Origin of the sequence: Pseudomonas sp. TWP3-2 (assembly GCF_049897765.1) — a bacterium.
In the GTDB taxonomy this organism is placed as follows: Bacteria; Pseudomonadota; Gammaproteobacteria; order Pseudomonadales; family Pseudomonadaceae; genus Aquipseudomonas.
Genome location: NZ_JAFCWW010000013.1, coordinates 21,751 through 38,680, shown reverse-complemented (window position 1 = coordinate 38,680; position 16,930 = coordinate 21,751). Strand labels below are relative to the sequence as shown.

Below are 16,930 nucleotides of genomic sequence, written 5' to 3'. Positions count from 1 at the left end.
CTCCTACAGTAGCAAATAAACTATTAAATACACCCTCTGTTGCTCGACGTTTTCTAACGCTCGATTATCAGACAAAATTCGATAGTTGCACTTTGCCACCTGTTAGAACTCGTCAGACAGCATCCCTGGCAATAACTTAGTCTATTGACTGACGACAGTTCGGCATATCGACGTTGTTACTCAAGCGCAAACAAAAACAATAAGCCTAATTAACAACTCAGACTTCAACTGTCGAAACCTGAATGGAAGTCTTTTGGGGATATCGCATGGATCTCACATTACGTATCAATCGAAACACTGACCTCAAGGGACTTACCTTTTGGGGGCAATGGGCGCTGGCACAGACCTTTATTGTTGCACTCCTGTTCATCTTGGCTGAGCAGCACACTGGAACCGTCGCGTTCTATTACCGAATGTGCGCAACGCTGGCGGTATTGGCTTCGGTTCCGGCGTACACCTTCACCGGCGTATACCGCAAACGCGACAACTACCTGACGGGGCTGGGGCGTCTGCTCATGGGCTGGTCGATGACCATGGCCGCATTGGCCTTCATCGCGTTCGTGTGCAAGGCCGATGAGCTGTTTTCGCGGCAGGTGATCCTGAGCTGGGCGGTTTACGGCTTCCTCGGCCAGGCGCTGCTGTACGCACCGCTGCATGCCTTTTCGAAGTTCTACCAGCGCTCTCGCACAAGTGCCCAGAAAACCCTGATCGTCGGTACCGGCGAACTGGCACTGGGGCTCGCGAAAAAGTTGAGCCTGATCGAAGACCTGCCTCTGGTCGGTCTGGTCAGCAACGGCGCCCTGCCGGTTCTGGATTCCGATGCTCCACGCGTTGTCGGCGCTCAGGAAGACTTGCTCGAGCTGATCAAAACCCACGACATCCGTCGTTTGTACATCACCCTCGCCCTGTCTGAAGCCGCCAACATCGAAGCCATGTACGTCGATCTGCTCGGGGCCAACGTGGACGTGGTCTGGGTGCCAGACTTGAACAGCCTGACGCTGCTTAACCACTCGGTGAAAGTCGTGGACGGTCTGCCGGCGATTTACTTGAACGAAAGCCCGCTGACCAGTCGCCCGACCGCAGCATTGAGCAAAAGTCTGGTTGAGAAAAGCGTCGCCCTGCTGGCGGTGATCATGTTGAGCCCGGTGCTGCTGGCAATTGCTCTGGCCGTCAAACTCAACTCGCCAGGCCCGGTGTTCTTCAAGCAGGATCGCCATGGCTGGAACGGCAAGGTGATCAAGGTCTGGAAATTCCGCTCGATGCGCATGCACGATGACCTTGAGGTCAAACAGGCCAGCCGCAACGACTCGCGCATCACCGCGGTAGGTCGCTTCATACGCCGCACATCGCTGGACGAACTCCCGCAACTGTTCAACGTGCTGCAAGGGCACATGGCACTGGTCGGCCCGCGTCCACATGCCGTGGCGCACAACAACTACTACTCGGGGAAAATCCTCGCCTACATGGCCCGCCACCGAATCAAACCGGGCATCACAGGTCTGGCACAGGTCAACGGTTGCCGAGGCGAGACCGACACCATCGACAAGATGCAAAAGCGTGTTGAAATCGATCTGAAGTACATCAATAACTGGTCGCTGTGGCTGGACCTGAAAATCCTGGTGAAGACACCGTTCACCCTGCTGTCGAAGGACATCTATTGATGGTTTGACCAAGCACAAGGCAACAGCGCAAGGGGACGAAAGTCCCCTTTTTTGTGGGCGGGATTTGGTTGAGGGTGGCTTTTGGACAGAGTGTCAGGCCAAGATTGATGTCGGCTGATCCGACGCCATCGCTGGCAAGCCAGCTCCCACAGTTTTGATATCCACCCGAAAACCGCACTTCGCTTCTCACCACTCAACACAATGAGCGTTAGCTCGAGTACCGCTCTTGATCTCGAGCGCCCGTCGGCAGGCTGAGTGGAGGGATTGATCCGGGGGTGGGAGCGTAGCGACCGTTTGGCGCAGCCAAACACATCGAGAGGAGGTGCAGCGCAGCAAACCGGAGGCGATGCCCCCGGATCGATTCCGGAGCGAAGGAACCCGAGCCTAAGCGAGGGCCGAACGTCAGGGTAAAGCCTTTTGGGTTACCTTTTCGGCGTTTGGAAAAGGTGACCCGCCGTCAGGGCGGAACCCCAAGAAGCCGTTACCGCAGCAACGGATATGTACTAAGTCAATATCAATGCCCGGCAGTTACTCAGTGATCTTGCCAAAGTTGCGATAAAACATATCGTCCTCACGACTATCAGTCATCGCATGCAACTGGTAGCCGCGGTTAAGCCGCGCACCACCGTCACGAGTCAAAGGCGCCCAAACCAGGTTCGCCCGGCGCATCGTCGACATGCTCATCAATTCGTCGAACGGAATCGACAGATAAATACCTTTATCGAAGCTACCTTCACCATATTCCGCACTGCTCGCTGAAGTTATGGTCGCCCAGGCACCAAAGCGCACACCGTTGGAAAACTCGCGCGAGATATCCAGCGTGCCACCCCAGTCACCCGCCAGATAACGCCCGACGCTCACAGCCGCAAGCGTGTCGTACGGCAAGTCGGTGTAGCCGGTGATATGCCCGGTCACCACCGAGTAATCCCGCAGACCAAAACCCTGATCGAATTCGCGCTGACGCACGTAGTTCAGATCTGCACCCACCGACCAACGCGCGCCGGTCGGACGGAACAACACCTCGCCCCCGACGCCAGCGAACATCGATTCCAGATAACCGCCGTACACCATCCCGTACAAGTCCTTATCCAACTGCTCGGCGTGACTGACCTGAAACAGCGGCATGGTCACTTCGGAAGTGGTCAGGTACTTGCGCACATCGGTGCGCACACGCGGCAGGCCGCTCGGCGCGTCGTACACGAACTTGTCGAAGTTATTGATGATGTTGGCACTGAGCAGACCGCTCCACCAGGTGTTGCGGTTGAAGCGGTACTCGGCATCCGCGTCGGCACTGAATTGATAGAGCAAGCCATCCGGTCCGCCGACGTTTTGCTTGAAGCCCAACCCGACGCCGTAGCTGAATGGCTGCGCGGTCTGGGTGTAGAGGGTTTTCTCGTTGTGCGGCATCGCCGGGTTGACCTCGGTGGTGCGGTGCAGCGACTGCAGCGGTTCCTCGTTGTTGATCACCTCGCGAAAGGTCTGGCGCGGCACACTGGTTTCTTCCAGAGGCAGGTCGTAGCGCTTGTTGACCAAGGTGAACCAGTCGATATCGTCGTTGACGCTGTTATCGAGAATCCGGCTCGCGCGGCCCACTGCTTTCGCCGAATGGAAGTAGCGCTGCTGCTCGCCATACACGAACAACTCCGAGCCGCGCTGGCTGATGCGCTCGACCTTGTAACCGGCATTTTGCTGCAGACGCTGCGACACCTCGGCCCAATTCACCTGATCCATCGGCGTGGTTGGGGCCTTCGCCGGCAGCGGTTCGGCCGGTGGATCGAAGGTCTTGGCCGGGGCTTTACGGGTGGCGAAATTGGTGTGGAACGTCACGCCGAACATCGCCGTGTTGCCGCGCTCCCACGCCGCGCTGACGTCGATCGAATCGCTGACTTTGAACATCGCGCCAAAGTTGATCGGCGAGTCCTGCTCGATCACGTTGTCCTTCGGTTCGTGTTTGTAATCGTTGCCTTCGAATTCGAGCTTGAGGCTGAGGCGATCCCAGGGCGTCTGATAACTCACACCGCCAAAGAAAGAAGGCTTGCCGCGAAAGTACGAGCCGGAGTTGACGTCACCGGTGCCTTCGAGGGCGGGTCGGGTATCGAAGCGATCACTGACATAGCCCAACGGGTTGTCCATGTCGCCGCGATTGCCCAGGTAACCCCAGGCAATGCCCGCGCTGAAATCGAAGTTGTCGTAGCGTTTATTGGCGACGAAATACTCACTGGAGAACAAACCTGTACCGCCGATATCGCGGAAGCCCAGTGCCACGTCGGGCAGCCAATGGCTTTCCTGCCACAGCCGGACCTTGGCATCGACCGCCTTATCCTTATAGCTTTGGCTGCCGCTCAGCGACTCCGGGCCGTAAGGCCGGTTGGTGATCGCGGTGTAGCGAAACGAGCCTTCGAGCCAGTCCAGCGGCTGCAATGAAACGCTGTAGCGGCTGTAGGGATCGGTGCGGTTGGCGTTCACGCTCAACTCGCCGGCGGGTGCCATGCGCGCCGTCGGCGTCTGCAACAGGCCAGCGCCGCCGAAGTCATTCTGAGTAATTCGCGGCTCGGCATGCGCCAGACCACACGGCAATAACAACACAGCTGCAAAACGTAACTTCAACGAACCACCTCGGCCAGCTGCGTGGCAATAAATTCGGCCAACTGCTGATTCAATTCAGGGAGAGGCGGATCAAGATCATCATTTTTCAGCGGCACCAGAATCTTGCTGCCGGCTACCGGAATCTGCCCGCTCTCGCGATTCCAGTGGGCAATGCCGACCCGCCGCACGACGCCGTTGGGCTGGATCAGCCACAGGTAGTCGGCATCTGCGTCTTCGGTCAGCGTCGTGCAGCCTTGCAGGTATTCACGGGCCTCCTGCGTCGGCTGATACGGCAAGTGGCACGGCTCGGCGACCGCGCCGAACACTTCAACTTCATCGACTCGTTTCGGGTAGATCAGGCGATCGCCATCGTCGAGGCGAATGTTGCGCGCGAAGCCGACTTCGATTGCGACCGGATCCAGATCAGCCACCTGACGCCCGGTGACCGGCATCTGCCTGACCTCCTGCGCCACGCGCTCAGCCAGCGCTACCCGGCTCGGCCGGTCGAACAGCGCGGACATGCGCGCCAACACCTCAAGATCGAACAGCACGCCGACCTTGAGTCTGCTCTGCTGCTCAAGCAACGACTGGCGCAGCAACACGCCGGCCAACCAATACGCTTCGGCATTCGGCACGGCCACGCTGATCACATCGGTCAAGCGCCCGCCTGCCGGCAACTCGACCGGACCCGGATTGGCCACATCGCCGCTGACGGTGACCGCCGCATTACTCACGCCAGTGATCAACAGCAGGCAGGCCGATAACGCGCTGAAGCGCTTCATCGAGCGGGCCTGCGATCTGGCGTCAATTGCACAATCCTGACGCGCAGTTGCGCGGTCAGTTGCTGCTCGCTTTGCACGATGAATCCGTCCACCGGATCGACCCAATAACGATTGGTCGCACTCAAGCCGATGGCCGGGGCATCAATCTGCTCATCGACACGTAGCACGCGGTATTCCTTGTTGAGGATTTCCAGGGTTTCCAGAGATTTGCGCGAGAAGCGGCTGTTGAGCTGCACGCCGACTTTTTGGCCCGTGTAGAGATCGATCCAGCGCTGACTGGTGTAGCCATCGGTGACGTGTTGCAGGCCGGTTTTGAACGGCGAATCTGCCGACAGCCGCGTGCCGTCCAGATCGCCCTCAAGCCCGAGGCCGATGCTGCGCACCGCGAGGCCGTCGCGCATCAGCAACACCTGTTTGCCCGAGGCGACCCAGAACTGCAGGTCGTCGCGCTCACGCACCAACGCCAACACCCCGGAGCCGGACGGCGTGGTCAGTTTGATTTGCGCGAATTCAACCTTGGCCACTTCGGCCGCCGACACGTCCAGATCGTCCGGGCCGATCACTGCCGATTTAAGGTTGTTCAGCGACGCGCTCATCAGTGGATTGCAGCCACACAACAGCAGAGCCGCGATCAGGCAGGCGCCAACTTTTAACGTCTTCACAGTCGGGCCTTATTTGCTGTTGTTGGTGAATTCGCTCCAGTTCTTCGCAGCGGAAGCCCCGGTGCCGACAATCGACGCCGACGGCACCAATTGGCTGATGAAGCGGTTCCAGCGCGTGACGTTGGCCGGCCCGACGTAGACCACGTCCTGCGGGCGTACTTCGAAGTGCGTGGCGAGCACCATGGCGGCCGGCGATTCAGCCTCCAGGTGGTAGATTTTCGCCGGTTCCACGTCGAGGTTTTCCACACCGCGAATCACGTACACGGCGTTACCGTTGGAGCTGGTCTGGCTCAAGCCGCCGACCGAACCAAGCACGTCCGAGAGGTTCATCGTGGCAGTCTTGAAGCTCAATGCGCGCGGCTGATTGACCTCGCCCATCACATAAATGCGTTTGTTGTCGTTGTACGGCAGATACAGCTGATCGCCGCCCTTGAGGAAGACGTTTTGCAGCTCGGAATCCTGCTGATTGAGGGTGTCCAGATTCAGCGCAAACGTGCGCCCGTTGCGCGTCAGCAGCAGCCCGGACAAGTCAGCATTGTTGGTATCGATACCGGCCGAACCGAGGGCTTCGACCACACTCAGCGGGTTGGTCGAAATCGCTTGCGGGCCGGCCTTGGTGACCGCGCCGGAGACGACGATTTTCTGACTGGCGAAGCGCAACACGGCGACATCCACTTGCGGCTCGGCGATGAACGCCGACAGTCGTTGTTCGATGTCCGAGCGCAGTTGCTGGATGGTTTTGCCAGCGGCCTGCACTTCTTTGATAAACGGGTAATACAGCGTGCCATCGGAACGCACCAGACGGCCGTTGGCATCGATCTGCTGCTGCGCGCCGGACGGTGCGGTCAGCTCGGGGTGATCCCAGACCGTGATGTACAACACGTCGTTGTTCCCGATGCGGTACTCGGCCGGCGTGGCCAGCAACTCCTGCGGCACCGACTCACGCTTGTGCGTGGCGCGGTTCATCGAGATCAACTTGGGCGTGATCGGAATCAGCTCGACCCGACTGCTTTCACTGGCGCCCTGGCGCGTGATGTCGCGGGTGCTCAGGTATTGGCCGGGGGAAAACATGCAACCTTGTAAAGCGATACTTGCCAACATCAAAAGATAAAAACTACGAGTCATAATGGCACTACGCTATTCAAGGGCGAATCCAAAAACAAAGTCACCCGACTTGCGCCGGGCGACCTTGTACTGCATCTACAGCGTGTTTCTGTTAGTTGTGCGTGCCGGTTGTACCGGTGGTACCCGTCGTACCGGTGGTACCGCCGTTGGCACTGCCACCGCTGTTGGACGCCGCTACTGCACTGGCAACCATTGCAGTACTGGCTGCAGGGGCTTGGGAAGCCGCTACATTACCTGCAACATTGGTCACTGCTGTAAGCGGCGCTTCAGCGGCGGCTGCCCAGTTGCTCAACATCGACAACAGGGCGACTGCCATTACCTTCTTCATATCAACTCCTTTCTAACATCCAGCCTGAACATCGGGCATTCCGTTAGAGATCGTAGAGTTCAAGCGCGCTAAAAATGCGCACAAGATCCGTTGTTCATTCACAGTTTTACCTGACAGCTAAATGTCGAACGGCAGGTTATATCTACGGACTTGCAAAACGCATTGCCAGTGTATTTTCCCGACGATATCTAACAACCTGACTGAAACTAACATTGAGTCAAAATGATGTTACACAGAAGCAAAACGACATCATCCGAGATAACCCTTCGGATGATTCGACTGCCAGCGCCAAGTGTCGGTCATCATTTGCTGCAAGCTGCGCGTGGCTTTCCAGCCTAGCTCTTGCGCAGCTTTCGACGGGTCTGCATAACTTTCAGCAACGTCACCGGAACGGCGCGGCATCATGCGAAACGGCACCGGCTGCCCACAGGCCTCTTCGAAGGCGCGCACCACTTGCAGCACGCTGTAGCCGTCGCCCGTGCCGAGATTCCAGGTGTGCACGCCGCTGCGCGCGGAGATCGACTGCAACGCCTTCAAATGCCCGTCCGCCAGATCAACGACGTGGATGTAATCGCGAATGCCGGTGCCATCGAGCGTGGGGTAATCGTCGCCGAAGATCGACAGCTCTTGCAGGCTGCCGACCGCGACCTGGCTGATATATGGCACCAGATTGTTCGGGATGCCATTCGGGTCTTCGCCCATCTGCCCGCTGTCATGCGCGCCGATCGGGTTGAAGTAGCGCAGCAAAGCGATGCTCCAGCGCGGCTCGGCCAGGCTCAAGTCGCGCAGGACGTTTTCGACAATCAGCTTGGACTGCCCGTACGGATTGGTCGGATTGCCGGTCGGGAAATCCTCGCGAATCGGCATCTGCTCCGGCGCGCCGTAGACCGTGGCCGACGAGCTGAACACCAGCCGATACACGCCGGCCGCGGCCATCGCCTGGCACAGGGTGATGCTGCCGCTGACGTTGGTTTCGTAATATTCGAGCGGCTTGCGCACGCTCTCGCCTACCGCCTTGAGACCGGCGAAATGCAACACAGCGTCGATCGCATGCTCGTGGAAGATCCGGTCGAGCAAGGCTCTGTCGCAGACATCGCCGCGAATCATCAGCGCACTTTTGCCGCAAATCGCTTCGACCGCATGCAGGGCCGCATCGCTGCTGTTGCAAAGATTATCCAGAACAACAACTTCATAGCCCGCTTCAAGTAGCGCGAGTGTGGTGTGCGAGCCGATATAGCCGGCGCCACCGGTTACCAGAATCTTCATAGCGCGGTCCATAGAGGAGAAACTGCCAAGTAGCGTGTCAAGCCTCATCCATGTAATGTGTGTCGTACTTCACACAACAAGGCGACAACAACCGAAAACAAAAACAGTTCAATCACTGGCCATAAATATTTTTTCAGGCCAAACTGTATTGCCTGGTACTTATTAGCACTCCACCGCACTCATCACTATCAACCGATACCGACTAAAAATAACTAACAGCGCTCAAATCGACATCTAATAACATTAGTGCCCTCCACACTAACTGCCAATTGCCAACAACTACCCGACTCGGGTATTAAAGTACACCTTCAATAATCATTGAAACTTGCAATCATTCGTTATTGCACGCACGTCAACTGTGCGCCATGAATGTCCAGGATGCTTTTATGATTCGTAAATGTCTGTTCCCCGCTGCCGGCTATGGCACGCGTTTCTTGCCGGCGACCAAAGCCATGCCCAAGGAAATGCTGCCTATCGTCAACAAGCCGTTGATCGAGTACGCCGTTGAAGAAGCACGCGACGCCGGTCTGCAACACATGGCGCTGGTGACCGGGCGCGGCAAGCGTGCGCTGGAAGACCATTTCGATATCAGCTACGAACTCGAGCATCAGATCCGTGGTACCGAGAAGGAAAAATTCCTCGCCGGTACTCGCGAGCTGATCGACACCTGCACCTTCTCCTACACCCGTCAGGTGGAAATGAAAGGCCTCGGTCACGCAATTCTCAGCGGCCGCCCGCTGATCGGTGACGAACCGTTCGCCGTGGTGCTGGCCGATGACCTGTGCCTGAACCTCGAAGGCGACGGCGTACTCGCGCAAATGATCGAGCTGTACAAAGAGCATCGCTGCTCGATCGTGGCGATTCAGGAAGTCCCGCGCGACCAGACTCACAAGTACGGCGTGATCGCCGGCGAGCAGATCGGCGAAGGCTTGTACCGGGTCAGCCACATGGTGGAAAAACCCAGCCCTGAAGACGCGCCGTCGAACCTGGCGATCATCGGCCGCTACATCCTGACCCCGGATATCTTCGACCTGATCGCCGATACCCAACCGGGCAAGGGTGGCGAGATCCAGATCACCGACGCGCTGATGAAACAGGCTCGGGAAGGTCGCGTGCTGGCCTACAAGTTCAAGGGTCTGCGCTTCGATTGCGGCGACGCTGAGGGTTATTTGCAGGCGAGCAATTTCTGTTACGAAAACGTGTATCTCAAGACCCGCTAAGCGCCCTGCACCCACTCCTCATTCAGGCAGACAACCATGAACATTGCACAACACGCAGCAGACAGCGGACTGGAAGTGGGCAACCTCGGGATGATGAGTTGGTTGTCACGGCATCGGTCGATGCCCAGCGCCAACCAGCCGTGGCTGGGTGCGTCGCTGATGGTGGAACGCATCGGCATGTTCCCCTCGTCCGGGGATATTCGCCATCCGCTGCCCGATCCCTATCCCCTGCTCGCTCACCTAAAAAAGCTCTATGGCGAGCAGGCGCTGGAAGTCGACGATCGCGACGGCCTGAAGATGATTTTCAGCGACTGGCGCTTCCGCGTACGCATCTGCTGCAACGACCCGGCAATCATCATCAACGTGGAAACCCGCTGTGATCTGCAGCTGATGCCACGTAAAACAGCGGAGCTGTTGAACCACCTGGACGTATTCGAAAAGGCCTGAACAAAACCCATGTAGGAGCTGCCGAAGGCTGCGATCTTTTGATCTTGTTTTTTAAGATCAACATCAAAAGATCGCAGCCTTCGGCAGCTCCTACAGGGTTATGTGTTGGTTATCGCGGAGCGGCGTCGCAGGTATCCGCCTCGCTGCCACCCGAGATCATCCGATAGAAGTAATCGGCAATCACCTTGCCACCGGTTTCCGGCAGCGGATGAATCTTGTCCGGCCCGATCATCGCGGCGGCGTAACGTTTCACGTCGGCGCCAAAAGCACATTGCAGATTGGCGAACCCGAGGTGCTCGGCGCGCGCCCACGGTTGCAGAACCTGCGCGTACGCCGACATCGGATAGGCACTCGAGCGCGTGGTGTCCTGACGCATGATCAGGTTGATGCTCGCTGCCGGTTGAATCTCGCGGATCATCCGCACCAGCCCCTGAACGTTCTTCAGATAGGCCTCAGGCTTCACGCCAAAACCCTGATCGTTACCCCCGAGCATGATCAGATAAATGTCCGCCGGGATCTTCGATACCACGGCTTTCCACTGCGCCTGCCAGCGGCCGTCGTCGTGATAGAAATCCCTGGACGCCGCACCCGACGCCGCGAGTTTCGACACGCGCACGCCGTCCTGCTCATTGCTCATCCACAGGCCGAACAGCGTCGGTGCGCCGTGCACCACTTCCAAGCGCAACCGCCAATCTGCCGCTGACGAAGTACCAGGCAACGGCACCTCCTGAACACCCACCCCTGCGAGTTTCAATGGCTGCCAGTTATTCGAAGGCGTCCAGCGATAGCGCAGCTCACTCGATTCGCCGTTGCCGAGATAGAGCAATTTAGCTTGAGTGACGGCGGTGTTGATCGCCGCTGTCGGCTTGGCATCAACTTCCAGCCATGCACCCGGCCGCCCCGTCACGGTACGGCTGTCGGGACTGGCCTGGCCAAGCGCGGATACTTTCCAGTCTCCGCTAAAGTACTTTTCACTGGTACGCGTGTACTTGAAATGCGTGCCGCCAAGTGCCGCGCCGTGGTTGAAACCGACATAGCCGGGACCGGCAAAACCGGTCTCCTTCACCAACCGCTGAACGAATTTATTCAGATAAAAATCCTGCCCGGCGCTGTAGCTGTCGCCAATCACCGAGATCGCCAGAACCTTGCCTGCCTTGCCTTCACGCCACTGAGCAAAACGCTCGCGCGCATCGCCGACTTCGACCACAGATGCAGCGGTGGGGCTCGCATCATCAACCGCGTACATGAGGCACATCCTTGACCGGAACAATCCGTGAGTCTTTAACTGGTTTTTTCGCCGCCGCACGCTCACCGAGAAACAGCACAGAGGTGAAGTTGAAGCGACTGAAAATCATCGACAACACTACCGGCCCAAGCAAGCCACAGGCTACGCCGCCGAACACGAGCAAGCTTTCATCCTTCACGCCCAGACGTCCAAGGATGAAGCGCGAAGTGGCGGCGAACAGCACATGAAACAGGAAGATCGCATAGGAATAGCCGCCAAGCCAGGTCAGCGCCCTGGAACGCATGTCACTCGACAACAGCGCGATGCAGGACACACAACCGACGGTCAAACCGATCAGGCTACGACGATCGACAATCAATTCGCGATCCAGCGCTGCCACGTACAGCAGCGTCAGCGAAATCATTACGAACACCACTGGCCCGATCAGCCTGAAGCGTTGCTTCAAAGCATCGACGTTTTCCTGGCCGATCATCCCCGCTACAAAAAATGGCAACAGATAAATCGCGCCGTTGATGCCAAACGCATCGACCGGAAACGCTGGCAGCAGAAACACCGCCGCAGCAAACGCGAAGAGCAAAAACAGACGCGTCGGCGTGCGCAGTAACCCACGCCACTCCAGCAGCCCGACGAACATGAAAATGATGAACACCGCCTGCAAGAACCAGAAGTGGTTGATCGGCACATAGAACGACAACAGCGCGTCGATCACGCCGACGTCCTTGTTCACGCCCGGCCCTACCGCCTGCAATACCGAAAACGGTACGCCCACGCAAAACAGCGGCACGATCAACCGCCGCACCTTGCCGGTGAAGAACGCGGAAAGGTCATTGCCGCGAATCTTGTAGATCGAATAGATGTAGCCGGAGATAAAGGTGAACAGCGGCATGCGCACGTACACCATCGAATCGGCGAGCACCCGGAACGGCGAGCCGATATCGATCTTCAAGCCGCCGCCCAACGGACCGATGACGTGATACAGCACCAGCAGCAAACACGCCAGGCCGCGCAGGGTTTCGATCTCCAGCGACTTTTTCTTGCTCGACATAATGACCTGCCTCAATTCAGAACTCTTGATTCAACCTGCACCGGTTTGTGCGCCCGCAGCATCAATCCCAACCCGACGAACAACACCGGCACCACCATCGAGAAGTGTCGGGCGAAGGAGCCGAAGTCTGGCTCGAACAAGCCTTGCACCAGCAAAAATGCCAATGGAATCGCGATCAGCTCCTTGGGTTTGGTCTGGATCGGCGCGCCTTTGTAGTCGGTCGAGGTGATGACTTTGAACAGCAACAGCGCGGTCATGATCATCAACGCGACGAAGATCGCCTGACCCGGCCCGGACAACATGATCAGCTCCACCGGGAACGACAGCCGGAAGAAGATGATCATCGAGTCCAGCGCTTGAGAGACGAAATCGCTGCCGCTCAACCACGAGACAATCAACGACTTCGACCCCTCCTCGCCCGCTGTACGCAGTTCATTGTTACTGGCGCGAATCGACGACACCGGGAACCCCAGCGCCAACTGAATCGCCGTGGCGACCGCCAGATAGAACAGGAACAACATCAGGAAAAAGGTCACGCGCGAGACGTACTTCTTCATCACGCACACGCCGACCCACGACAACGAAAACAGAATCCAGTACGGCCGGATCAGTACGCCGTAGATCACTGCCGAGAGGAAAAATCCAACGCGATACTTGCGCGTCAGCGAGCTGAGCAGAATGCTCAAAATCGCCACCGAGACGATGATTTCCTTGGTCAGGTTTTCCAGGAAAAACGAGCGCACGATGCCCCACAGACACAGCGTGCCGAAAATCGTCAGCGGCATACGCCGAAACACCACCACCGGAATCGCCGTGAGGAAAAAATTGCAGAACATCCCGTAGGCCCAGGCATTGGTCAGGTTGATCCCGGTGGGCCGCAGCAGGAACGCCGAACACTCGTAGGACGAGCGATCCGGCGAGAACGGGTTCCAGAAATTGCAGTTGTCAGCCCGCGCGTAAGACGACCACAACGTCATGGCATCCGGGCCAGGAGCGCGCGGAACCAGCAGCGGCATCGCAACTGACAGAAACAACCCGGTGAACAGGATCAGGAACGAAATCGAGGAGTCGAATTTTCTACCGCGAAACTCGATGCACGGCAGCTTCAACCCCATGCCGGCACCTGCTTGGCGCGGGTGACGCGAGTCAACACGGCAATCACGCCGAGCTGCACGATGATCGCGAACACGTTGCCCCACGCCGCGCCATAAATCGAATAGTGCTTGATCAGCACGTAACTGACTGGCAGCGACACCAGCAAGCAAATCGCTGCGCTGGCCAGTGACACGCGGCTGTTGCGCGAGGCAATCAACCCCCCCCAAACGATGTCGCCAATTGCGCGCAAGGCGAAGGAAAAGATCAGCACACCGAGAATCGCATTGTCCGGTCGCGCCACGCTCGTGGCGACGTAATCGAGCACGATGTTGAAGAACAGATAAATCGCCACCGCCACTGCCGCCGACACCAGCAACGAGCGCATTACCCACTTGTTTACGAACAATTCCCTGACCGTGAACGGCTGCTGCTCGGCTTGATGGCGCTTGGCGAGCACCGGGATCGCCACCACCGCCACCACGGCGTAAGACAGCGCCTGCAAGGTGTTCGCCGCCGACCACGCGTAAACGTATTTACCCAGGCTGGCGTAAGGCTCGATGTCGATGATCAGAAAGCGCTCGGCGTATTGGCTCAAGGCGATCAGCCCGGTGCCGAGATAAAACGGCAGTCCGGCTTTCCATACAGTCGCCGTGTTGAGCGAACCCTGCGTCCGCCCGTGATGAAACCTCACCACAATCCAGTAACCGGCAACGATCACCAGAATGTTCGCGATCACCCACAGCCACAACACGCTGGCGATCCCGGACACCCAACCCAGCATCATGCCGCCAACCGCCAGCAGCGCCCACAGGCCGGTCTTGATGAAAAACAGTAGCGCACCTGCCGTAGCTTTCTGCGCGGAAAACACGAAGGAATTGATTTCAAATGACAGGTGTTCGGTGAGCAGCACCAGCGTCACGCAGGCGATCAGCGCCGTGGTCGCCTGCACCTCCTGGAACAGTGAATAAATCAGCACCGTCACGATCGACAACGCCAGCCCGACCGCCAGATACAGCAGCAAAACCTTGTCGACCACCCGCCGCGAACTGCCGCCGACGCTGATCAGCCGATTGATCTCGGAACTGAAGCCGACACTGTAAAACTTCGACGCGATCAACGAAGCCGCCATCACCACGCCGTAAAAGCCCAGCGCTTCGTAGCCCAGATAATGGGTGATGGCGAGTACCAGCAAAAACTTCGCACCTAATGCTCCGCCGCGAAGCAATAGCCGAAATATCATCGAACGACGCCTTTGATGATGTCGTCCATGATCACTGTTTTTGCCTCGATCTCGCGGCAGGTGTCGGTCAGGCGTTTGCCGAAACTCGACAAGGCATTGGGCGCGTAAACCGTGTTGATGATGGTGTCGACATCGATGTCGCCGCCGTTGATCACCCAGTCCTCGACGCCCATGTCCTGATAGGCGCCAAAGCCTTTGCGCTCGTAGCTGATGTGGAACGCCGGAACCCCGGACAACAACGATTCGATAGCACCGTGCAGGCGCACGGAAATCACCAGATCCGGCTGATACTTGGCCAGCGTCGCCTTCAACGGCAGCAAGTCTTCGGTAATCCCCAGTTCGCGATAGAACGCACCGTCATCGTTGCCGCGCACCGCACTTTGCACCGCGCACACCACTTTGCTTTTGTTCTTCAAACGCTGCAGCAGCAACTTCAGATTGGCCACGTAGGCAACTTTCTTCTCCTTGCTCCACGCCGGTGGTTTGCGCAGGACTACGCAAACCGTGGCTGGCGAAGATGCGCAGCGGGTGAACTTGGGCTGCGAGAGAATCTTGCTGGCCAGCGACTGCACGGCCAGATCCGGCGCGCGGTAGACATTCTCGTAAGCATCGAAAATCGCCGAGGAACGGTTATCCCGCACAAACACCGCATCGGCACTCGCGTAATGCTCGACAATCTTGCTGCTCTCACCGTGGAACGGACCGATGCTCTGCGGCAAGTACACCGACGGCACTTTGCTGAGGATCGCAGTTTCCAGTTGCTTGGCGTGGCCGAGTTTCAACTTGATGTGTTCGAAGGCGCTCTTGGAGCGCATGTAGCCGCCACCGACGCCGACGATCAAATCAGTCTTCTTCAACAGATCCGCCAGACCGGCGTAAGACTGATTGAGGAACACCGCTTGCTTGACCCGGCCCAAACCCTTGGCCGCCATCACCGGCGCGTCAAAGCGCTTGTACGGCAAGTAATTGAAAGACTCGGGATCGGACGCCACCACGCTGATCGAAGTGTCATCGCCAAAGTTGCGCTGCACCAGCGCAATGGCCAGATCGACGAGCAGACCGTCACCGGAGTTGGACGCACTGTAGCCATGCAAGATCGTTACGTTCATAAGCTGATTTCTACTTAATAAGATGGAGCGGAATACACGTCGTAGGTCTGGCGAATCATCAACGCGGCGCTGAAACGCTCGCGCACGATCCGCCGACCTTCGATGCCCAGGGCGTTCAACGCAGGCTTCTGGATTTTCATCAAACGCTCAGCGAGTGCCTGGTGATCACCGGCCGGAAACACGTAGCCGGACACACCATGACTGACCAGTTCCGGCAACGAAGTGCAGTCACTGGCGATCACCGGCAAGCCCAGGGCCATGCCTTCCAGCGGCACCATGGCAAAGCCTTCCCAGCGACTCGGAACGATCAACGCGTCGGCTTTCTGATACAGCGCTTGAACTTCGGCGGGCGTCACCCAGGACAGATATTCAACCCCTGCCATCGGCGGGCAATCGACTGAATCCTCGTTGACCGCACTGCCCACCACCGTCAGTTTCAGGTCGCTGCGCTGAACCTTGGCGTAAGCCTTGAGCAATACGTCGAAACCCTTCTGATAGTCGAAACGGCCGACATACAGCAGATGAATCGGCTCCGCTCCTTCGGTTTTGCGCGCTTCATCCTTGTGATGAATGCCGTTGTAGATCAGCTTCATGCGCTTGCGCTCGATGCCGAACGCGGCGGCTTTGTCCAACTCGTACTGGCTGACGCAAATGATCGTGTCGGTGACTTTCTGCAAAACGCGCTCGATCAGCGAATAGATCTTTTGCTTGGTCGGCGAGCTTTCCATCAGGAACGAAAAGGCATGTGGGCAATAGATGATTTTCGGCGAACGCCAAGGCTTCAAGAGTACGCAGACGCAACGGCCGATGACTCCGGAAAAGGTGCTGTGCAAATGCACGACATCGGGTTTTTCCTTGAGAACCACTCGGGCCAGTTGCCAGGCAAAGCCCAACAGCGAGCGCACATTGCGCCCGCTTCTTTCGAAGGTGCGGATCTGTCTGGCATCGATGCCGTGCAGTTCTTTCTTCTGATCGAGTGGCACCAGATACACCAGTTGATAGTTCGCATCCTGGTCTTCGGGCGAAGTTGAAATCGTGCGGATAACGGTGGCGACGCCACCTTTTATCGTTTCAGCCACATGCAGTATTTTTTTCACAGTCCACCCACTTCCATGCCT

At 57.8% G+C, this 16,930-nt stretch carries 15 protein-coding genes; 3 read left to right on the top strand and 12 right to left on the bottom strand.

Annotated elements, in window-relative coordinates; genetic code table 11:
- Positions 1-266 precede the first annotated feature (266 nt).
- Entirely contained in the window at positions 267-1,661 is a 1,395-nt protein-coding gene (locus ACP7EE_RS18980; protein WP_426204041.1) for an undecaprenyl-phosphate glucose phosphotransferase, read from the top strand.
- A gap of 528 nt (positions 1,662-2,189) precedes the next feature.
- On the opposite strand, the gene ACP7EE_RS18975 is transcribed toward ACP7EE_RS18980, so the two are convergent.
- The 6 genes from ACP7EE_RS18975 to galE all read right to left on the bottom strand — a co-directional run bounded on the left by ACP7EE_RS18975 (position 2,190) and on the right by galE (position 8,410).
- A complete protein-coding gene (locus ACP7EE_RS18975) occupies positions 2,190-4,268 on the bottom strand; it encodes a YjbH domain-containing protein (protein WP_426204043.1) in 2,079 nt (692 codons plus the stop codon).
- On the bottom strand, positions 4,265-5,029 hold the full coding sequence (locus ACP7EE_RS18970; RefSeq protein ID WP_426235854.1) for a capsule biosynthesis GfcC family protein: 765 nt from the start codon (positions 5,027-5,029) through the stop codon (positions 4,265-4,267). Before ACP7EE_RS18970 ends, ACP7EE_RS18975 begins: the two co-directional genes overlap by 4 nt.
- Positions 5,026-5,691: a YjbF family lipoprotein gene (locus tag ACP7EE_RS18965; RefSeq protein ID WP_426235852.1), complete on the bottom strand. Its 666-nt coding sequence runs from the start codon at positions 5,689-5,691 to the stop codon at positions 5,026-5,028. Before ACP7EE_RS18965 ends, ACP7EE_RS18970 begins: the two co-directional genes overlap by 4 nt.
- Positions 5,692-5,700: 9 nt before the next feature.
- Positions 5,701-6,762: a polysaccharide biosynthesis/export family protein gene (locus tag ACP7EE_RS18960; RefSeq protein ID WP_426235850.1), complete on the bottom strand. Its 1,062-nt coding sequence runs from the start codon at positions 6,760-6,762 to the stop codon at positions 5,701-5,703.
- 145 nt (positions 6,763-6,907) lie between these two features.
- Positions 6,908-7,144, bottom strand: coding sequence for a hypothetical protein (locus tag ACP7EE_RS18955; RefSeq protein ID WP_420650682.1), 237 nt, complete (start codon positions 7,142-7,144; stop codon positions 6,908-6,910).
- 249 nt (positions 7,145-7,393) lie between these two features.
- On the bottom strand, positions 7,394-8,410 hold the full coding sequence (gene galE / locus ACP7EE_RS18950; RefSeq protein WP_426235848.1) for a UDP-glucose 4-epimerase GalE: 1,017 nt from the start codon (positions 8,408-8,410) through the stop codon (positions 7,394-7,396).
- 386 nt (positions 8,411-8,796) lie between these two features.
- On the opposite strand from galE, the gene galU reads away from it, so the two are divergent.
- Both galU and ACP7EE_RS18940 read left to right on the top strand, forming a co-directional pair.
- Positions 8,797-9,630 (top strand): UTP--glucose-1-phosphate uridylyltransferase GalU, encoded by an 834-nt coding sequence (galU, locus tag ACP7EE_RS18945; RefSeq protein WP_426204052.1) that lies wholly within the window; start codon positions 8,797-8,799, stop codon positions 9,628-9,630.
- 36 nt (positions 9,631-9,666) lie between these two features.
- A complete protein-coding gene (locus ACP7EE_RS18940) occupies positions 9,667-10,077 on the top strand; it encodes a mannose-1-phosphate guanylyltransferase (protein ID WP_426235846.1) in 411 nt (136 codons plus the stop codon).
- Between the two features lie 109 nt (positions 10,078-10,186).
- Here the strand turns inward: ACP7EE_RS18940 and ACP7EE_RS18935 are convergent, their stop codons facing one another.
- The 6 genes from ACP7EE_RS18935 to ACP7EE_RS18910 are packed head-to-tail and all read right to left on the bottom strand — an operon-like array spanning position 10,187 to position 16,909.
- A complete protein-coding gene (locus ACP7EE_RS18935; protein WP_426235844.1) occupies positions 10,187-11,323 on the bottom strand; it encodes an SGNH/GDSL hydrolase family protein in 1,137 nt (378 codons plus the stop codon).
- Positions 11,310-12,368, bottom strand: a complete 1,059-nt coding sequence (locus ACP7EE_RS18930) for an acyltransferase family protein (RefSeq protein ID WP_426235842.1) — start codon at positions 12,366-12,368, stop codon at positions 11,310-11,312. Before ACP7EE_RS18930 ends, ACP7EE_RS18935 begins: the two co-directional genes overlap by 14 nt.
- Positions 12,369-12,379: 11 nt before the next feature.
- Positions 12,380-13,483 carry a hypothetical protein gene (locus ACP7EE_RS18925; RefSeq protein ID WP_426235840.1) on the bottom strand — a complete coding sequence of 368 codons (1,104 nt, stop codon included), beginning with the start codon at positions 13,481-13,483 and terminating at the stop codon, positions 12,380-12,382.
- A complete protein-coding gene (locus ACP7EE_RS18920; protein ID WP_426235838.1) occupies positions 13,474-14,703 on the bottom strand; it encodes a phosphoribosylaminoimidazole carboxylase in 1,230 nt (409 codons plus the stop codon). Before ACP7EE_RS18920 ends, ACP7EE_RS18925 begins: the two co-directional genes overlap by 10 nt.
- On the bottom strand, positions 14,700-15,812 hold the full coding sequence (locus ACP7EE_RS18915; protein ID WP_420650674.1) for a polysaccharide pyruvyl transferase family protein: 1,113 nt from the start codon (positions 15,810-15,812) through the stop codon (positions 14,700-14,702). Before ACP7EE_RS18915 ends, ACP7EE_RS18920 begins: the two co-directional genes overlap by 4 nt.
- Positions 15,813-15,826: 14 nt before the next feature.
- On the bottom strand, positions 15,827-16,909 hold the full coding sequence (locus ACP7EE_RS18910) for a glycosyltransferase (protein ID WP_426235835.1): 1,083 nt from the start codon (positions 16,907-16,909) through the stop codon (positions 15,827-15,829).
- Positions 16,910-16,930 lie beyond the last annotated feature (21 nt).